Consider the following 16,536-nt stretch of genomic DNA (forward strand, 5'->3'; position numbering starts at 1 on the left):
GTCTGCGGCATCGGGCCGTCGGCAGCGGAGCAAACCAGGATCGCGCCATCCATCTGCGCAGCACCGGTGATCATGTTCTTCACATAGTCAGCGTGGCCCGGGCAATCTACGTGAGCGTAGTGACGGATATTGGAGTCGTATTCAACGTGGGAAGTATTGATCGTGATACCACGAGCTTTTTCTTCCGGAGCGCTGTCGATCTGTGCGAAGTCACGAACGGCGCCACCGAAAGCCTCGGCGCACACCTTGGTCAACGCAGCAGTCAGGGTGGTTTTACCATGGTCGACGTGACCGATGGTGCCAACGTTGACGTGCGGTTTGTTACGTTCAAATTTTTCTTTAGCCACGACAATTAACTCCTTGCCTAAAGGGCTGAATCAGCCTTGTTTTTTGGTTACAGATTCGACGATGTGCGACGGAGCTGTATTGTATTTTTTGAATTCCATAGAGTAGCTTGCGCGACCCTGAGACATGGAACGGACGTCGGTCGCATAACCGAACATCTCACCCAGCGGAACTTCGGCGCGAATTACCTTGCCGGAGATCGTGTCCTCCATACCCAAGATCATGCCGCGACGGCGGTTAAGGTCGCCCATCACGTCACCCATATAGTCTTCAGGCGTAACAACCTCTACCGCCATGATTGGCTCGAGCAACTCACCACCGCCCTTCTGGGCCAGCTGCTTGGTTGCCATGGAAGCAGCCACCTTGAACGCCATCTCGTTGGAGTCGACGTCGTGGTAGGAACCATCGAACACGGTAGCCTTCAGGCCGATCAGCGGATAACCGGCAACAACGCCGTTCTTCATCTGCTCTTCGATACCCTTCTGGATAGCCGGGATGTATTCCTTAGGAACCACACCACCAACCACTTCGTTCACGAATTGCAGACCTTCCTGACCTTCGTCAGCAGGAGCAAAACGGATCCAGCAATGGCCGAACTGGCCACGACCACCGGACTGACGCACGAACTTACCTTCGATTTCACAGTTCTTCGTGATGCGCTCACGATAGGAAACCTGAGGCTTACCAATGTTGGCCTCGACGTTGAACTCACGGCGCATCCGGTCAACCAGGATGTCCAGGTGCAACTCGCCCATGCCTGAGATGATCGTCTGACCAGTCTCTTCATCGGTCTTGACGCGGAAAGACGGGTCTTCCTGAGCAAGCTTGCCCAGAGCGATACCCATTTTCTCCTGATCGTCCTTGGTCTTCGGCTCTACGGCAACCGAAATAACCGGCTCCGGGAAGTCCATGCGAACCAGAATGATCGGCTTGTCGGCGTTGCACAGAGTCTCGCCAGTGGTGACGTCCTTCATGCCGATCAAGGCCGCGATGTCACCAGCGCGTACCTCCTTGATCTCTTCACGGGCGTTGGCGTGCATTTGCACCATACGACCCACACGCTCTTTCTTGCCTTTAACCGAGTTGATCACGCCGTCGCCTGAGTTCAACACGCCCGAGTAAACGCGAACGAAGGTCAAGGTACCCACGAACGGATCGGTAGCAATCTTGAACGCCAGCGCCGAGAACGGCTCGCCGTCGTCTGCATGACGCTCCAACTGGACTTCCTCGTCATCCGGGTCGGTGCCCTTGATGGCGGGAATATCGGTAGGCGCAGGCAGGAAGTCGATAACGGCGTCGAGAACCAGGGGAACCCCCTTGTTCTTGAAGGAAGAACCGCAAACAGCCAGAACGATCTCACCAGCGATAGTACGCTGACGCAGAGCGCCCTTGATTTCCTCGATGGTGAGCTCTTCACCCTCGAGGTACTTGTTCATCAGCTCTTCGTTGGCTTCGGCCGCGGCCTCAACCATGTTGCCGCGCCACTTCTCGGCCTCTTCCAGCAATTCCGCCGGAATGTCCTTGCGCACAGGGACCATGCCCTTGTCAGCATCGTTCCAGTAAACCGCTTGCATGTTGATCAGATCGATCTGACCCTGGAAGTTGTCTTCGGAACCGATGGCCAACTGGATTGGCACCGGAGTGTGACCCAGACGCTGCTTGATCTGACCGATCACGCGCAGGAAGTCAGCACCGGCACGGTCCATCTTGTTGACGTAAACAAGACGCGGAACGCCGTACTTGTTGGCCTGACGCCATACGGTTTCCGACTGAGGCTCAACGCCGGAAGTGCCGCAGAACACCACGACAGCGCCGTCGAGCACACGCAGCGAACGCTCAACTTCAATGGTGAAGTCAACGTGGCCGGGGGTATCGATGACGTTGAAGCGGTGCTCGTCCTTGTACTGCTTCTCGGAACCTTTCCAGAAGGCGGTAATGGCAGCAGAAGTAATGGTGATACCACGCTCCTGCTCCTGCACCATCCAGTCGGTGGTCGCGGCGCCATCATGCACCTCGCCCATCTTGTGGCTTTTGCCAGTGTAGAAAAGCACACGCTCGGTGGTGGTGGTTTTACCCGCGTCCACGTGAGCCACGATACCGATGTTACGGTATCGGTTAATCGGTGTAGTACGAGCCATAAAGCCCTCGCAAATTTAGAAGCGCAATAATTAGAAGCGGTAGTGCGAGAAAGCCTTGTTGGCTTCAGCCATACGGTGCACGTCTTCACGCTTCTTAACTGCCGCACCCTTGCCTTCAGCGGCATCCAGCAATTCACCAGCCAAGCGCAGAGCCATAGACTTCTCGCCGCGCTTACGGGCGAAATCTACCAGCCAGCGCATGGCCAGAGCGTTGCGGCGGGACGGACGAACTTCGACCGGAACCTGGTAAGTAGCACCGCCTACACGGCGCGACTTCACTTCGACCAGCGGAGCGATGGCGTCGAGAGCTTTCTCGAAGATTTCCAGGGGATCGCTGTTCTTACGCTCTTTAACCTTATCCAGGGCACCATAAACGATACGCTCGGCAACGGCTTTCTTGCCGCTTTCCATCACGTGGTTCATGAACTTGGCCAGGATTTGGCTACCGTATTTTGGATCGTCAAGCACTTCGCGCTTGGCTGCTACACGACGTCTTGGCATTTGATAAGCCCTCAAACGGTCTTCAGGTTAGCTCGGGACTGCCTCACAACGATGGCGCCCGACCTTACTCTTATCGACTCAGAAAAATAGAAAACTGCAGTTTCAGCTCAAGCATCCATTACTTCGGACGCTTGGTGCCGTACTTCGAGCGACCCTGGTTACGACCCTTGACGCCGGAAGTATCCAAGGAACCGCGCACGGTGTGGTAACGCACACCCGGCAAGTCTTTTACACGACCGCCGCGGATCAGCACCACGCTGTGCTCTTGCAGGTTGTGGCCTTCACCGCCGATGTACGAGGAAACCTCGAAGCCGTTGGTCAGACGCACACGGCAGACTTTACGCAGTGCCGAGTTCGGTTTTTTCGGCGTAGTGGTATACACGCGAGTGCATACGCCACGACGTTGCGGGCAGTTCTGCAGCGCAGGCACGTCGGATTTCTCGACGATACGCTTACGCGGCTGACGTACCAGCTGGTTGATAGTTGCCATCTACTAGCTCCACTGTTGTCTTTCGACGCTATTTATTTTCAACAAAAGCAATTTGGCAGGGCACATACCCTGCCAAATTTAGGGGTGCATGAGTCTAATGAGACTCGCGCACCCCGTCAAGCTACAGCCCCGCCGCCGAAGCACCGGGACTGCTCACTCAATTACCGCTGGAGTTCAGCGCTTCGGTCAGTGCAGCTTCCACTTCACTGGCGCTGACGCGTAACGGCTTGTCTGCTTCACGCTTGCGCTTGCGCTCGGCGTGATAGGCCAAACCGGTACCGGCCGGGATCAGACGCCCCACTACCACGTTCTCTTTCAGGCCGCGCAGGAAGTCGCGCTTGCCGGTAACCGCCGCCTCGGTGAGTACCCGGGTGGTCTCCTGGAACGATGCCGCCGAGATGAACGACTCGGTGGACAGCGACGCCTTGGTGATACCCAGCAACACGCGGGTGTACTTGGCGACGAACTTGTCGTCTGCGGCCAGACGCTCGTTCTCGCCCAGTACCGCGGTCAGCTCCATCTGGTCGCCCTTGATGAAGGTGGAGTCACCCGACTCGGCCACTTCGACCTTGCGCAACATCTGGCGCAGGATGGTCTCGATGTGCTTGTCGTTGATCTTCACGCCCTGCAGACGGTACACGTCCTGGATTTCGTTGACGATGTACTTGGCCAGCGCGCTGACACCCAGCAAACGCAGGATGTCGTGCGGATCGCTCGGACCGTCGGAGATGACCTCACCCTTGTTGACCTGCTCACCCTCGAACACGTTCAGGTGGCGCCACTTCGGAATCAGCTCTTCGTACGGATCGCTGCCATCGGTCGGCGTGATCACCAGACGGCGCTTGCCTTTGGTTTCCTTACCGAAGGCGATGGTGCCGCTGATTTCCGCCAGGATCGAGGCTTCTTTCGGGCGACGCGCCTCGAACAGGTCGGCAACGCGCGGCAGACCACCGGTGATGTCGCGGGTCTTCGAGGTTTCCTGCGGGATACGGGCGATAACGTCACCCACGCCCACCTGAGCACCGTTGGCCACCCCCACCAGGGCGTTAGCCGGCAGGAAGTACTGCGCCGGCACGTCGGTACCCGGCAGCAGCAGATCCTTGCCATCTTCGCCAACCATCTTCACCGCAGGACGGATGTCCTTGCCGGCAGCCGGACGATCCTTCGGATCGAGGACTTCGATGTTGGTCAGACCGGTCAGTTCGTCGGTCTGGCGCTTGATGGTGATGCCTTCCTCCATGCCCACGTAGGTCACGGTACCTTTCATTTCGGTCACGATCGGGTGGGTGTGCGGATCCCACTTGGCAACGATGGCGCCAGCGTCGACCTTGTCGCCTTCCTTCACCGAAATCACGGCGCCGTAAGGCAGCTTGTAGCGCTCGCGCTCACGACCGAACTCGTCGGCAATCGCCAGCTCGCCGGAACGCGATACCGCGACCAGGTTGCCGTCCAGACGCTCGACGTGCTTGAGGTTGTGCAGACGAACCGCACCGCCGTTCTTCACTTGTACGCTGTCCGCGGCGGAGGTCCGGCTGGCCGCACCACCGATGTGGAAGGTACGCATGGTCAGCTGGGTGCCCGGTTCACCGATCGACTGGGCAGCGATAACGCCGACCGCTTCACCGATGTTGATCTGGTGACCACGAGCCAGGTCGCGGCCGTAGCACTTGGCGCAGATGCCGTAGCGGGTTTCGCAGGTGATCGGCGAACGCACTATCACTTCGTCGATGCTGTTCAGCTCGATGAACTCGACCCACTGCTCGTCGACCAGAGTGCCGGCCGGCACCAGGACTTCGTCGCTGCCAGGCTTGAATACGTCCTTGGCGATGACTCGACCCAGTACGCGCTCACCCAACGGCTCGACCACGTCGCCACCTTCGATGTGCGGCGTCATCAGCAGACCGTGCTCGGTGCCGCAATCGATCGCGGTCACCACCAGATCCTGGGCCACGTCGACCAGGCGACGAGTCAGGTAACCGGAGTTCGCAGTCTTCAATGCGGTATCCGCAAGCCCCTTACGCGCACCGTGAGTAGAGATGAAGTACTGCAGAACGCTGAGACCTTCGCGGAAGTTCGCGGTGATCGGCGTTTCGATGATCGAGCCGTCCGGCTTGGCCATCAGACCGCGCATACCGGCGAGCTGACGGATCTGCGCAGCAGAACCCCGCGCACCGGAGTCGGCCATCATGTACATGGAGTTGAAGGACTCCTGTTCGACTTCGTTGCCATGACGGTCGATGACCTTCTCTTTCGAGAGGTTGGCCATCATCGCCTTGGACACTTCGTCGTTGGCCTTGGACCAGAGGTCGATCACCTTGTTGTACTTCTCGCCCTGGGTTACCAGGCCGGAGGCGTACTGCGATTCGATCTCCTTAACTTCCTCGGTGGCGGCGTCGATGATGCGCGCCTTCTCATCCGGGATGACGAAGTCGTTCACGCCGATCGACACACCGGAGATGGTCGAATAAGCGAAACCTGTGTACATCAGCTGGTCGGCGAAGATCACGGTGTCTTTCAAGCCAACCGTGCGGTAGCACTGGTTGATCAGCTTGGAGATCGCCTTCTTCTTCATCGACTGGTTGACCACGTCATAGGACAGGCCGGCCGGAACCACCTGGAACAACAGCGCGCGACCGACAGTGGTGTCGACGATACGGGTGTTCTTGGTGATCGAGCCGTCTTTCTCTTTGACGGTTTCGTTGATGCGCACTTTCACGCGGGCATGCAGGGACGCTTCGCCAGCGCGGAACACCCGGTCGACTTCCTGCAGGTCGGCGAACACGCGACCTTCGCCCTTGGCGTTGATCGCTTCGCGGGTCATGTAGTACAGACCCAGGACCACGTCCTGCGACGGCACGATGATCGGCTCGCCGTTGGCCGGCGAGAGGATGTTGTTGGTCGACATCATCAGCGCACGGGCTTCGAGCTGGGCTTCCAGCGTCAGCGGCACGTGCACGGCCATCTGGTCGCCGTCGAAGTCGGCGTTGTACGCGGCGCAGACCAGCGGGTGCAGCTGGATCGCTTTACCTTCGATCAGTACCGGTTCGAAGGCCTGGATACCCAGACGGTGCAGGGTCGGTGCACGGTTGAGCAGTACCGGGTGTTCGCGAATCACTTCGGCGAGAACGTCCCACACCTCGGGCAGCTCGCGCTCGACCATCTTCTTCGCGGCCTTGATGGTGGTCGCCAGGCCACGCATTTCCAGCTTGCCGAAAATGAACGGTTTGAACAGCTCGAGGGCCATCTTCTTCGGCAGACCGCACTGGTGCAGACGCAGGGTCGGGCCCACGGTAATAACGGAACGACCGGAGTAGTCCACGCGCTTGCCGAGCAGGTTCTGCCGGAAACGACCTTGCTTACCCTTGATCATGTCGGCCAGGGACTTCAGCGGACGCTTGTTCGAGCCAGTGATGGCGCGACCGCGACGGCCGTTGTCGAGCAGGGCGTCGACCGCTTCCTGCAGCATGCGCTTTTCGTTGCGCACGATGATGTCCGGTGCGGACAGGTCGAGCAGGCGCTTGAGGCGGTTGTTACGGTTGATCACGCGGCGATACAGATCGTTGAGATCCGAAGTCGCGAAGCGGCCACCGTCGAGCGGAACCAGCGGACGCAGGTCTGGCGGCAGAACCGGCAGCACGGTCAGCACCATCCACTCGGGCAGGTTGCCGGAGCCGAGGAAGGCTTCCATCAGCTTCAGGCGCTTGGACAGCTTCTTGATCTTGGTTTCCGAGTTGGTTTGCGGAATCTCTTCGCGCAAACGGCCAATCTCGTGCTCCAGGTCGATCGCGTGCAGCAGTTCGCGAACGGCTTCGGCACCCATGCGGGCGTCGAAGTCGTCACCAAACTCTTCGAGGGCTTCGAAGTACTGCTCGTCGTTGAGCAGCTGGCCTTTTTCCAGGGTGGTCATGCCCGGATCGATCACCACGTAGCTCTCGAAGTAGAGCACGCGCTCGATGTCGCGCAGGGTCATGTCCATCAGCAAGCCGATACGGCTCGGCAGCGACTTCAAGAACCAGATGTGGGCAACCGGCGAAGCCAGTTCGATGTGCGCCATGCGCTCACGACGAACCTTGGCCAGGGCCACTTCAACGCCGCACTTCTCGCAGATCACGCCGCGATGCTTCAAGCGCTTGTACTTACCGCACAGGCACTCGTAATCCTTGACCGGGCCAAAGATCTTGGCGCAGAACAGGCCGTCACGCTCAGGCTTGAACGTACGGTAGTTGATGGTTTCCGGCTTTTTAACTTCACCGAACGACCACGAACGGATCATCTCAGGCGAGGCCAATCCGATCCGGATGGCGTCGAACTCTTCGACTTGACCCTGGTTTTTCAGCAAATTCAGTAGGTCTTTCAAGGCCTTTCCTCCTGGCGGAGCAGAGAGCGGGCCGTGCAGCCCCGCTCTCGATTCGCGTCACGTGTTATTCGGTTTCCAGATCGATGTCGATACCCAGCGAACGGATCTCTTTGATCAGTACGTTGAAGGACTCGGGCATGCCCGGCTCCATACGGTGATCACCGTCCACGATGTTTTTGTACATCTTAGTACGGCCGTTCACGTCGTCCGACTTCACGGTCAGCATTTCCTGCAGGGTGTAGGCGGCGCCGTAGGCTTCCAGTGCCCAGACCTCCATCTCACCGAAGCGCTGACCACCGAACTGCGCCTTGCCCCCCAGCGGCTGCTGGGTAACCAGGCTGTAGGAACCCGTGGAACGCGCGTGCATCTTGTCGTCCACCAGGTGGTTCAGTTTCAGCATGTACATGTAGCCAACGGTGGTCGGACGCTCGAACTGGTTACCAGTACGGCCGTCGATCAAACGCATCTGGCCGCTCTCCGGCAGATCCGCCAACTTGAGCATGGCCTTGATTTCGCTTTCCTTGGCACCGTCGAACACCGGGGTAGCCATAGGCACGCCGCCGCGCAGGTTCTTCGCCAGGTTGAGGATTTCCTGATCGCTCAGTTCGTCCAGGTTTTCCTGACGGCCGCCGATCTCGTTGTAGATCTGCTGCATGAACTTGCGCAGCTCGGCGACCTTGCGCTGCTCTTCGAGCATGCGGTTGATCTTCTCGCCCAGGCCCTTGGCCGCAAGGCCCAGGTGGGTTTCGAGGATCTGCCCGACGTTCATCCGCGAGGGCACGCCCAGCGGGTTGAGAACGATGTCGACCGGCGTACCATGCACATCGTGCGGCATGTCTTCGACCGGCATGATCACCGAGACCACACCCTTGTTACCGTGACGGCCGGCCATCTTGTCGCCCGGCTGGATGCGGCGACGGATTGCCAGGTAGACCTTGACGATCTTCAGCACGCCCGGTGCCAGGTCATCGCCCTGTTGCAACTTGCGCTTCTTGTCTTCGAACTTGTCGTCGAGCAACTGACGACGGTCGGAGATGTAGGCCTGGGCCTTTTCCAACTGCTCGTTCAGCGCGTCGTCGGCCATACGCAGCTTGAACCACTGACCATGCTCGAGGCCGTCGAGGAACTCGTCGGTGATCTCCGCGCCCTTCTTCAAGCCAGCGCCACCTTCGGCCTTCTTGCCGAGCAGAGCTTCACGCAGACGCTCGAAGGTTGCGCCTTCGACGATGCGGAACTCTTCGTTGAGGTCCTTGCGGATCTCGTCGAGCTGGCTTTTCTCGATCGACAGGGCACGCGCATCACGCTCGACGCCATCGCGGGTGAAGACCTGTACGTCGATAACGGTACCTTTGGTGCCGGTCGGCACGCGCAGGGAGGTGTCCTTAACATCGGACGCCTTCTCACCGAAGATCGCACGCAACAGCTTCTCTTCCGGCGTCAGCTGGGTCTCGCCTTTCGGGGTGACCTTGCCGACCAGGATGTCGCCGGCGCCCACTTCGGCACCGACGTAAACGATGCCCGCTTCGTCCAGCTTGTTCAGGGCAGCCTCACCGACGTTCGGGATGTCGGAGCTGATCTCCTCCGGCCCGAGCTTGGTGTCACGCGCCACACAGGTCAGTTCCTGAATGTGGATCGTGGTGAAACGGTCTTCCTGGACCACACGCTCCGACAGGAGGATGGAATCTTCGAAGTTGTAACCGTTCCATGGCATGAACGCGACGCGCATATTCTGACCCAGCGCCAGTTCACCCATATCGGTGGACGGACCGTCGGCCAGGATGTCGCTGCGCTCAACCTGATCACCCTTACTCACCAACGGACGCTGGTTGATGCAGGTGTTCTGGTTGGAGCGGGTGTACTTGGTCAGGTTATAGATGTCGACACCGGCTTCACCCGTCTCGACTTCGTCGTTGTTAACCCGAACCACGATACGGCTGGCGTCGACCGAGTCGATCACCCCGCCGCGACGGGCGACCACGCAAACACCGGAGTCGCGCGCTACGTTGCGCTCCATACCGGTGCCGACCAGCGGCTTGTCACAACGCAGAGTCGGTACTGCCTGACGCTGCATGTTCGACCCCATCAACGCACGGTTGGCGTCGTCGTGCTCGAGGAACGGAATCAGCGAGGCGGCCACCGAAACGACCTGCTTCGGCGAGACGTCCATCAGGGTGACGTCTTCGGGCGCCTTGACGGTGAATTCGTTGAGGTGACGCACGGCCACCAACTCATCGACCAACTGACCCTTGTCGTTCATCGTCGCCGAAGCCTGGGCGATTACGTGATCGGCCTCTTCGATTGCCGAGAGGAAGACGATTTCGTCAGTCACCAGGGTGTCGTTCACCACACGGTACGGGCTCTCGAGGAAGCCGTACTGGTTGGTGCGCGCATAGGCCGCCAGGGAGTTGATCAGACCGATGTTCGGACCTTCCGGCGTTTCGATCGGGCACACACGGCCGTAATGGGTCGGGTGTACGTCACGGACTTCGAAGCCGGCACGCTCACGAGTCAAACCGCCCGGGCCGAGTGCGGAGACACGGCGCTTGTGGGTGATTTCCGAAAGCGGGTTGTTCTGGTCCATGAACTGCGAAAGCTGGCTGGAACCGAAAAACTCCTTCACCGCCGCCGCAACCGGCTTGGCGTTGATCAGATCCTGCGGCATCAGGCCTTCGCTTTCGGCCATCGACAGACGTTCCTTGACCGCCCGCTCGACGCGTACCAGGCCCACGCGGAACTGGTTCTCGGCCATTTCGCCAACGCAACGCACACGGCGGTTACCCAGGTGGTCGATGTCGTCGACGATGCCCTTGCCGTTACGGATATCGACCAGGGTCTTGAGGACCGCGACGATGTCTTCCTTGCACAACACGCCCGAACCTTCGATCTCGGTACGACCGATACGACGGTTGAACTTCATCCGGCCTACGGCGGAGAGGTCGTAACGCTCAGGACTGAAGAACAGGTTGTTGAACAGAGTCTCGGCGGCATCCTTGGTTGGCGGCTCGCCAGGACGCATCATGCGGTAGATCTCGACCAGCGCTTCCAGCTGATTGGTGGTGCTGTCGATCTTCAGGGTGTCGGAGATGAACGGGCCGCAATCGATGTCGTTGGTGTACAGCGTTTCGATACGCACGACCTGGGCCTTGACGACTTTGGCCAGGATCTCGACGTTCAACTCGGTATTGCACTCGGCAATGATTTCGCCGGTAGCCGGATGCACGATGGCCTTGGCCGAAGTGCGACCGATCAGGTAGTCGATCGGCACTTCCAGCTCTTTGATGCCGGCCTTGTCCAACTGGTTGATGTGGCGCGCGGTAATCCGGCGGCCCTGCTCAACGATGACCTTGCCCTTGTCGTCCTTGATGTCGAGAACGGCGATTTCACCACGCAGACGCTGCGGCACCAACTCCAGATTGAGGGACTCGCCCTTCACATGGAATACGTTGGTGGCATAGAAGGCGTCGAGCACTTCCTCGGTGCTGTAGCCCAGGGCGCGCAACAGTACCGAAGCCGGCAGCTTGCGACGACGGTCGATCCGCACGAACACGGCGTCCTTCGGGTCGAACTCGAAGTCCAGCCAGGAGCCACGGTAAGGAATGATCCGCGCGGAGTACAGCAGTTTGCCCGAGCTGTGGGTCTTACCACGGTCGTGATCGAAGAACACGCCAGGAGAGCGGTGCAGCTGGGAGACGATGACGCGCTCGGTACCGTTGATAACGAAGGTACCGTTCTCGGTCATCAGGGGGATTTCCCCCATGTAAACTTCTTGCTCTTTGATGTCTTTGATCGCTTTGTTCGACGATTCTTTGTCGAAAATGATCAGGCGCACTTTTACTCGCAACGGCACGGCGAATGTCACGCCGCGCAACACGCACTCTTTTACGTCAAATGCCGGATCGCCCAAGCGATAACCAACATACTCCAGGGCCGCATTGCCGGAGTAGCTGATGATCGGGAACACGGACTTGAAGGCCGCATGCAGGCCGATGTCACGAAACTGGTCCTTGGTCGCTCCCGCCTGCAGGAATTCGCGATACGAATCCAGCTGGATGGCCAGGAGATAAGGCACATCCATGACATCCGGCAACTTGCTAAAGTCCTTGCGGATACGTTTTTTCTCAGTGTATGAGTAAGCCATCAGCGTTCCCCAGCTTGGTCACCTGCTTATTTGGCCTCTCCGATGGGAGCAGCCAGAAACTCTTGCAAACCCTTTGGTTTGCGCCACCTATGAGGGCGGGTTGTTTCCACTGAAGGCCGACCAGCGAATAGTCGACCTACAACGGAAAAAGGCCGGTGGCAAAAGCCACCAGCCATCAGCCTTACGCGAATCGCTCAGGCTGTAGACGCAAGGTCGTCGCTTACTTGAGCTCGACTTTAGCGCCAGCTTCTTCCAGGACCTTGACTGCAGCTGCAGCTTCGTCCTTCGAAACGCCTTCTTTAACAACGCCAGGAGCGCCGTCAACCACTGCCTTGGCTTCTTTCAGGCCCAGGCCGGTCAGTTCGCGAACAGCCTTGATCACGTTTACTTTCTTCTCGCCAGCTTCCAGCAGCACGACGTTGAACTCGGTTTGCTCTTCAGCTACAGCGGCAACGGCAGCAGCCGGGCCAGCAGCAGCAGCGGCAGTCACACCGAACTTCTCTTCCATTGCCTTGATCAGTTCAACAACCTGCATCACGGACATGTCGGAAACGGCGTTGATGATGTCTTCGTTGGTCAGAGCCATGACTCTAAATTCCTGTATTGGGGGACAGCCTTCGCGGCCATCAAATTAAACAATAAGATTGAAAGACGACGCAGCAGGCCTTAGGCCGCTGCAGCTTCTTTCTGGTCGCGAACAGCCGCCAAAGTACGAACGAACTTGCTGGTAGCGCCTTGCATCACGCTCATCAGCTGAGAAATCGCTTCGTTGTAAGTCGGCAGAGTTGCCAGTACGTCGATCTGAGTGGCTGCGAGGAACTGACCCTCGAACGCAGCTGCCTTGATCTCGAACTTGTCCTGACCCTTGGCGAAATCCTTGAAAATACGAGCGGCAGCGCCCGGATGTTCATTGGAGAACGCAATCAGGGTCGGGCCTTTGAACACGTCGTTGAGCACGTCGAACTGAGTGCCCTCAACGGCGCGGCGCAGCAGGGTGTTACGCACGACTTTCACGTACACACCAGATGCGCGGGCCTCTTTACGGAGTCCGGTCATTGCAGCTACGGTCACGCCACGGGCATCAGCCACGACAGCGGACAGGGCAGCTTTGGCAGCCTCGTTGACTTCAGCGACGATGGCCTTTTTGTCTTCGAGTTTAATTGCCACGGGTTTACTCCTGGATGTTACCGTTTCGTCCAACCGGGGCTGGACGGCGTTTTGGTGTCTGATTCGGTAAGAATCGGGAGCACCATCTGCGTAGGCTGCCGGAGATCACTCACCGGGTTTAAGGCTTGCACCACCTACGGTCTTGGATAGCCCCCGCCAGGCAGGGACCCCAATTTTGCAGACTGACGCAATCACTTGCGCCAGCCGATTTCATTACACGTCGAGCGAAGCCTGGTCGATAACCAGACCGGGACCCATGGTGGTGCTCAGGGTCACGCGCTTGACGTAGATGCCTTTCGAAGTCGACGGTTTGAGACGCTTCAGATCGGAGATCAGCGCCTCGACGTTTTGCTTCAACTTCTCGGCGTCAAAGCCAACCTTGCCCACGGAACCATGGATGATGCCGTTCTTGTCGGTACGGAAACGAATTTGACCGGCCTTGGCGTTCTTAACGGCAGTAGCAACGTCCGGGGTAACGGTACCGACTTTCGGGTTCGGCATCAGGCCGCGCGGACCGAGGATCTGGCCCAACTGACCGACCACGCGCATGGCATCCGGGGATGCGATAACCACGTCGTAGTTCAGATCGCCGCCCTTCATCTCGGCAGCCAGCTCATCCATGCCCACGCGGTCGGCGCCGGCCGCCAGAGCCGCTTCCGCAGCTGGGCCCTGGGTGAACACGGCAACCCGTACGCTTTTACCGGAGCCGTTCGGCAGGACGGTAGCGCCACGCACGACCTGGTCGGATTTGCGCGGGTCGACGCCGAGGTTCACCGCGACGTCAACGGATTCGGAGAACTTTACAGCCGACAGCTCAGCCAACAGGGCAGCAGCTTCGACAAAGTTATAGGCCTTGCCCGCTTCGACTTTCTCAGCGATAGCCTTCTGACGCTTGGTCAACTTAGCCATTACACACCCTCCACGTTGAGGCCCATGCTGCGAGCAGAACCGGCGATAGTACGCACGGCCGCATCCATATCAGCGGAAGTCAGATCAGCCTGCTTGGTCTTGGCGATCTCTTCCAGCTGAGCACGGGTCACAGTGCCGACCTTGACGGTGTTCGGGCGAGCCGAACCGCTGGTCAAGCCGGCAGCCTTCTTCAGCAGAACCGAAGCCGGGGTGCTTTTGGTTTCAAAGGTAAAGCTGCGGTCGCTGTACACAGTGATGATCACTGGAGTCGGCAGACCTGGCTCCATGCCCTGAGTTCTGGCGTTGAAAGCCTTGCAGAACTCCATGATGTTCACGCCGTGCTGACCTAGCGCCGGACCCACGGGCGGGCTCGGGTTAGCCTGTGCAGCCTTTACTTGCAGCTTGATATAAGCCGTTATCTTCTTAGCCATGAGCTACTCCAATTACGGGTTCTGACGCCTTACGGCTCCCCGATGATTTACACATATATCCCAGTGACGACAAAACCCCGCAGCTTTTGACTGCGGGGTAAGGGATGCTTATGTCAGTTATGCCTTCTCGACCTGACTGAACTCCAGCTCGACCGGAGTAGAGCGACCAAAAATAGTCACTGCCACCTGGATACGGCTTTTTTCATAATTCACTTCTTCGACCACACCACTAAAGTCAGCGAATGGCCCATCAACAACACGAACCATCTCACCCGGCTCAAATAGCGTCTTCGGCTTGGGCTTGTCACCGCTATCGGCAACTCGACGCAGAATGGCCTCAGCTTCCTTGTCGGTGATAGCAGCCGGCTTATCGGCAGTGCCACCGATAAACCCCATGACCCGAGGTGTATCCTTGACCAAATGCCAAGTACCTTCGTTCATGTCCATCTGCACCAGCACATAGCCAGGAAAGAACTTGCGCTCACTCTTGCGCTTCTGGCCATTGCGCATCTCGACTACTTCTTCAGTAGGAACCAAGATCTCGCCAAAACCGTCTTCCATACCAGCGAGCTTTACACGCTCGATCAACGAGCGCATCACATGCTTCTCGTAACCCGAGTAAGCATGCACAACGTACCAACGCTTAGCCACGGGACACCTTTAACCGACTACAAACGAAACAAGCCAACCCAACAGGGCATCTAGCCCCCACAACAGCAGCGCCATAACCAGAACAACAGCCACGACAATCAACGTAGTCTGCGTGGTTTCCTGACGTGTTGGCCAAACGACCTTACGAATTTCAATGCGCGCTTCTTTTGCCAGCTCGAAAAACACCTGCCCTTTCGTCGTCTGCAATGCTACAACGCCAGCAATGATCGCAAGGACAAGCAGGACCAGCACACGGTACAGGATCGGCTCAGCAGAGAAGTACTGATTACCGACCACACCCACCACTACCAAAGCGGATACCACAACCCACTTCAGCAGATCAAAGCGCGAATCTTTGGCTTCAGCCTTGTCATTCATTTACGAGGATCCTGTGAGAAGACACGCCAAATTCGTTAGAAAATGGCAGGTCAGGAGGGAATCGAACCCCCAACCTGCGGTTTTGGAGACCGCCGCTCTGCCAATTGAGCTACTGACCTAAAACTAAAATCAGGCCGACCATTATGCCGACCCGACAGGGACAGATCAACCGATTACTCGATGATCTTGGCAACCACACCCGCGCCAACGGTACGCCCACCTTCACGAATCGCGAAGCGCAAGCCATCTTCCATGGCAATCGGAGCAATCAGGGTAACAACCATTTTCACGTTGTCACCCGGCATTACCATCTCAACGCCTTCAGGAAGCTCGCAGTTGCCGGTTACATCGGTAGTACGGAAATAGAACTGCGGACGATAACCCTTGAAGAACGGCGTATGACGACCACCCTCCTCCTTGGACAGCACGTACACCTCACCCTCGAACTTGGTGTGCGGCTTGATAGTGCCCGGCTTAGCCAGAACCTGGCCACGCTCGACGTCGTCACGCTTGGTGCCGCGCAGCAAAATACCGCAGTTTTCACCAGCCCGACCTTCGTCGAGCAGTTTGCGGAACATCTCAACGCCGGTACAGATGGTCTTTGTGGTATTACGAATACCCACAATCTCCACTTCTTCCTGGATCTTGATGATGCCGCGCTCGATACGCCCAGTCACCACCGTGCCACGGCCGGAGATCGAGAACACGTCCTCGATCGGCATCAGGAACGGCTTGTCGATCGCACGCACAGGCTCGGGAATGTAGCTATCCAGAGTCTCTACCAGCTTGCGCACGGCAGAGATGCCCATTTCGTTGTCGTCCTGGCCATTCAGAGCCATCAACGCAGAACCGATTACGATCGGAGTGTCGTCGCCCGGAAAATCGTAAGCCGACAGCAGGTCACGCACCTCCATCTCGACCAGCTCCAGCAGCTCAGCGTCATCCACCATGTCAGCCTTGTTCAGGAAGACCACGATGTAAGGAACGCCTACCTGACGGGACAGCAGGATGTGCTCGCGAGTCTGCGGCAT

13 protein-coding genes and 1 tRNA gene are annotated in these 16,536 nt (G+C 58.2%); all 14 read right to left on the bottom strand.

Going from position 1 to position 16,536, the window contains the following annotated elements; all coding sequences use genetic code 11:
• Window positions 1-347: GTP-binding protein (locus BM315_RS22775; protein WP_170862293.1), on the bottom strand; the 347-nt coding region annotated here is incomplete at its 3' end.
• A 30-nt stretch (window positions 348-377) separates the two neighbouring features.
• Window positions 378-2,483: an elongation factor G gene (gene fusA, locus BM315_RS22780; RefSeq protein ID WP_090505822.1), complete on the bottom strand. Its 2,106-nt coding sequence runs from the start codon at window positions 2,481-2,483 to the stop codon at window positions 378-380.
• Between the two features lie 30 nt (window positions 2,484-2,513).
• Window positions 2,514-2,984, bottom strand: a complete 471-nt coding sequence (rpsG, locus tag BM315_RS22785; protein WP_010490886.1) for a 30S ribosomal protein S7 — start codon at window positions 2,982-2,984, stop codon at window positions 2,514-2,516.
• A 118-nt stretch (window positions 2,985-3,102) separates the two neighbouring features.
• Window positions 3,103-3,474, bottom strand: coding sequence for a 30S ribosomal protein S12 (gene rpsL, locus BM315_RS22790; protein WP_003186084.1), 372 nt, complete (start codon window positions 3,472-3,474; stop codon window positions 3,103-3,105).
• Window positions 3,475-3,631: 157 nt separating this feature from the next.
• The gene (rpoC, locus tag BM315_RS22795) at window positions 3,632-7,831 is read right to left on the bottom strand and encodes a DNA-directed RNA polymerase subunit beta' (RefSeq protein WP_090505824.1); all 4,200 of its coding nucleotides are present in this window, start codon (window positions 7,829-7,831) and stop codon (window positions 3,632-3,634) included.
• A 64-nt stretch (window positions 7,832-7,895) separates the two neighbouring features.
• Window positions 7,896-11,969, bottom strand: a complete 4,074-nt coding sequence (gene rpoB / locus BM315_RS22800; protein WP_090505826.1) for a DNA-directed RNA polymerase subunit beta — start codon at window positions 11,967-11,969, stop codon at window positions 7,896-7,898.
• Window positions 11,970-12,189: 220 nt separating this feature from the next.
• Complete coding sequence (gene rplL, locus BM315_RS22805) at window positions 12,190-12,555, bottom strand: 50S ribosomal protein L7/L12 (RefSeq protein WP_090505828.1); 366 nt, start codon at window positions 12,553-12,555, stop codon at window positions 12,190-12,192.
• 80 nt (window positions 12,556-12,635) lie between these two features.
• Window positions 12,636-13,136 carry a 50S ribosomal protein L10 gene (gene rplJ / locus BM315_RS22810; protein WP_090505830.1) on the bottom strand — a complete coding sequence of 167 codons (501 nt, stop codon included), beginning with the start codon at window positions 13,134-13,136 and terminating at the stop codon, window positions 12,636-12,638.
• A 213-nt stretch (window positions 13,137-13,349) separates the two neighbouring features.
• The gene (gene rplA, locus BM315_RS22815; RefSeq protein WP_090505831.1) at window positions 13,350-14,045 is read right to left on the bottom strand and encodes a 50S ribosomal protein L1; all 696 of its coding nucleotides are present in this window, start codon (window positions 14,043-14,045) and stop codon (window positions 13,350-13,352) included.
• A complete protein-coding gene (gene rplK, locus BM315_RS22820; protein WP_090505833.1) occupies window positions 14,045-14,476 on the bottom strand; it encodes a 50S ribosomal protein L11 in 432 nt (143 codons plus the stop codon). Before rplK ends, rplA begins: the two co-directional genes overlap by 1 nt.
• Before the next feature lie 117 nt (window positions 14,477-14,593).
• Window positions 14,594-15,127 carry a transcription termination/antitermination protein NusG gene (nusG, locus tag BM315_RS22825; RefSeq protein ID WP_090505835.1) on the bottom strand — a complete coding sequence of 178 codons (534 nt, stop codon included), beginning with the start codon at window positions 15,125-15,127 and terminating at the stop codon, window positions 14,594-14,596.
• Between the two features lie 9 nt (window positions 15,128-15,136).
• Window positions 15,137-15,505: a preprotein translocase subunit SecE gene (secE, locus tag BM315_RS22830; protein ID WP_090505838.1), complete on the bottom strand. Its 369-nt coding sequence runs from the start codon at window positions 15,503-15,505 to the stop codon at window positions 15,137-15,139.
• A 43-nt stretch (window positions 15,506-15,548) separates the two neighbouring features.
• Window positions 15,549-15,624, bottom strand: a tRNA-Trp gene (locus BM315_RS22835).
• A 54-nt stretch (window positions 15,625-15,678) separates the two neighbouring features.
• Window positions 15,679-16,536, bottom strand: an 858-nt coding sequence (locus tag BM315_RS22840; RefSeq protein ID WP_141124011.1) for an elongation factor Tu, incomplete at its 5' end; no start/stop codon positions are given.

Source organism: Pseudomonas borbori (assembly GCF_900115555.1).
GTDB lineage: Bacteria > Pseudomonadota > Gammaproteobacteria > Pseudomonadales > Pseudomonadaceae > Aquipseudomonas > Aquipseudomonas borbori.

Bases quoted from the DNA above. Each gene is read 5' to 3' on its own strand.
- fusA (WP_090505822.1), bottom strand. From the start codon at position 2,483: ATGGCTCGTACTACACCGATTAACCGATACCGTAACATCGGTATCGTG.
- rpsG (WP_010490886.1), bottom strand. From the start codon at position 2,984: ATGCCAAGACGTCGTGTAGCAGCCAAGCGCGAAGTGCTTGACGATCCA.
- rpsL (WP_003186084.1), bottom strand. From the start codon at position 3,474: ATGGCAACTATCAACCAGCTGGTACGTCAGCCGCGTAAGCGTATCGTC.
- rpoB (WP_090505826.1), bottom strand. From the start codon at position 11,969: ATGGCTTACTCATACACTGAGAAAAAACGTATCCGCAAGGACTTTAGC.
- rplL (WP_090505828.1), bottom strand. From the start codon at position 12,555: ATGGCTCTGACCAACGAAGACATCATCAACGCCGTTTCCGACATGTCC.
- rplA (WP_090505831.1), bottom strand. From the start codon at position 14,045: ATGGCTAAGTTGACCAAGCGTCAGAAGGCTATCGCTGAGAAAGTCGAA.
- rplK (WP_090505833.1), bottom strand. From the start codon at position 14,476: ATGGCTAAGAAGATAACGGCTTATATCAAGCTGCAAGTAAAGGCTGCA.
- secE (WP_090505838.1), bottom strand. From the start codon at position 15,505: ATGAATGACAAGGCTGAAGCCAAAGATTCGCGCTTTGATCTGCTGAAG.